This window comes from Arthrobacter sp. 2YAF22_2 (genome assembly GCF_052114645.1).
In the GTDB taxonomy this organism is placed as follows: domain Bacteria; phylum Actinomycetota; class Actinomycetes; order Actinomycetales; family Micrococcaceae; genus Arthrobacter.
Window position 1 is genome coordinate 1 of the sequence record NZ_JBFRFD010000558.1, and the last position, 2,229, is coordinate 2,229.

The window sequence follows — 2,229 nt, forward strand, 5'->3', positions numbered from 1 at the left end:
CGGTGCGCGACCCCAAGACTGGGCATGTCCCGCGCAGACCCCGCCAGGAAACCCCGATTGGCGCGCGGACTTCCGGATCAGGCCGGGAGGCTGTGAACCGGGTCACCCGATGGCCTAGGGTAGTTGCTACAGGAAACTACATCCAGGTGCGTAATCCGTTTCGCAGTTGCAGTTAAGAAGCAGGCATGGCCAAGCAGACCCCGTTCTTCTCCTCCATCAGTCGTCTCTATCCGCACGTCAGGCCGATAATGCCGCGGCTGGTCATGGGCCTGCTGTGTGCCTTGACGGCCAGCGTCGTCGCCCTGGCCGTCCCCCAGGTGCTGCGCGTGCTCGTCAACAACTGGCTGAACCCCGGCGGGAGCAGCCAGGCCGTCTGGGTCGCCTCCTTGGTCATTCTGGTGCTGGGCGTCGCCGAGGCCGGGCTGGTGGCGCTGCGCCGGCAGTTCGTCATCAACCCCGCCACCACGGTGGAAACCCGGATGCGCGTCTCGCTCTACGGCCAACTGCAGGACCTGACGGTTTCCTTCCATGACCGCTGGGGTTCCGGCCAGCTCCTGTCGCGCGCCATGACGGACCTGAACTTCCTCCGCCGCTGGATRGCGTTCGGGGCGATTATGCTCGTGGTCACCACGCTGACGGTGGTGATCGGCGTCGTCGTGATGTTCTCGATGAGCTGGCAGCTGGCGCTGATCTTCCTGGCCGCCGCCGTGCCGATCATGCTCTACGGCTTCCGGTTCCGCACCCGGTTCGGCAAGGTGGCCCGCCGCAGCCAGGACCAGGCCGGGGACCTCGCCACCACCGTCGAGGAGTCCGTGCACGGCATCCGTGTGCTGAAAGCGTTCGGACGCAGCCAGGAAGCGCTGGAAAACTTCAACGAACAGGCCCAGGAGCTGCGTCTGACCGAGATCGCGAAGGCCAAGCACCTGGCCGGCTTCAGCCTGGTCGTCACGCTGCTGCCCGAGCTCGCCCTCGGCGCCGGGCTCGTCGTCGGCGTCATGCTGACGGCCGGCGGCCAGCTGAGCATCGGCTCCCTCGTGGCGTTCTTCGCCACCGCCGCCGTCATCGCCGCCCCCGTGGAGGCCTGCGGCATGCTCCTCGCCATGGCGCTCACCGCCAAGACCGCGGTGGACCGGCACTTCGAAGTGATGGACTCGGTCAACACCATCACGGACCCGCCGGAGCCGGTCCGCCCCACGCCGCTCAAGGGCACCCTCGAATTCCGCAATGCCGCCTTCGCCTTCGAGGACGCCCCGGACAAGCCGATCCTCAAGGACATCTGCCTGGACATCCGCCCCGGCGAGACCATGGCCCTGGTGGGCATCACCGGCAGCGGGAAAAGCGCCCTGCTGCAGCTCGTGCCGCGCCTGTTCGACGTCACCGGGGGCTCGGTCACGATCGACGGCGTGGACCTGCGCGACTTCAGCGTGGAGGAACTGCGGACCATTGTGGCCGTCGCCTTCGAGGACACCACGCTGTTTTCCAGCTCTGTCCGGGACAACGTGCTGCTCGGCGTCCAGGGGAACGAAACGGCGGAGCGCCGGGAGCAAATCCTGGCCGAGGCGCTGGACACCGCCCAGGCCCACTTCGCCTACTCTCTGCCGCAGGGCCTGGACACCTTGATCGGCGAGGAGGGCCTGAGCCTGTCCGGCGGCCAGCGGCAGCGCATCGCCCTGGCCCGTGCCGTGGCCGCCCAGCCCAAGGTGCTGGTCCTTGATGATCCGCTCTCCGCGCTGGACGTCAACACCGAGGAACTCGTCGAGGCCAGGCTGCGCGAGGTGCTCGCGGACACCACCACCCTGATCGTCGCCCACCGGCCCTCCACCGTGGCCCTGGCCGACCGGGTGGCCTTGCTGGAGGACGGACGGATCGCCGCCGTCGGCACCCACACCGAACTGCTCGCGGAGAACAGCCACTACCGCTACGTCATCGCCAGCCTGGATCCGGAGCCCCGGGACCTGGACTCCGAGCTGTCCGCACTCGAGGCCGAGGAGATCTCCCGATGAGTACAGCTACCTTCGGCACCGCCAACGAGGACAACGCACACCTATCCAAGTCCGACAGCAAGGCGGTCCGGCGCCGCTCCCTGGCGCTGCTCGGTTCGCTGATCCGTCCGGTCCGCCTGCGCTTCTGGCTGACCATCGCCGCCGTCGTGCTCTCCCAGGCCGCCCGCGTCGCCGGCCCGGCGCTGATCGCCTTCGGGATCGACCACGCCCTGCCGGCCCTGCGCGC

General features: G+C 68.5%; 1 protein-coding gene and 1 pseudogene. Both read left to right on the forward strand.

Annotated elements, in window-relative coordinates:
* Positions 1 to 185 precede the first annotated feature (185 nt).
* Positions 186 to 2,003, forward strand: coding sequence for an ABC transporter ATP-binding protein (locus tag AB4Y86_RS17250; RefSeq protein WP_441403389.1), 1,818 nt, complete (start codon positions 186 to 188; stop codon positions 2,001 to 2,003).
* Positions 2,000 to 2,229: pseudogene (locus AB4Y86_RS17255) on the forward strand (ABC transporter ATP-binding protein); the annotation flags it as partial. The gene AB4Y86_RS17250 and the pseudogene AB4Y86_RS17255, both read left to right, overlap by 4 nt.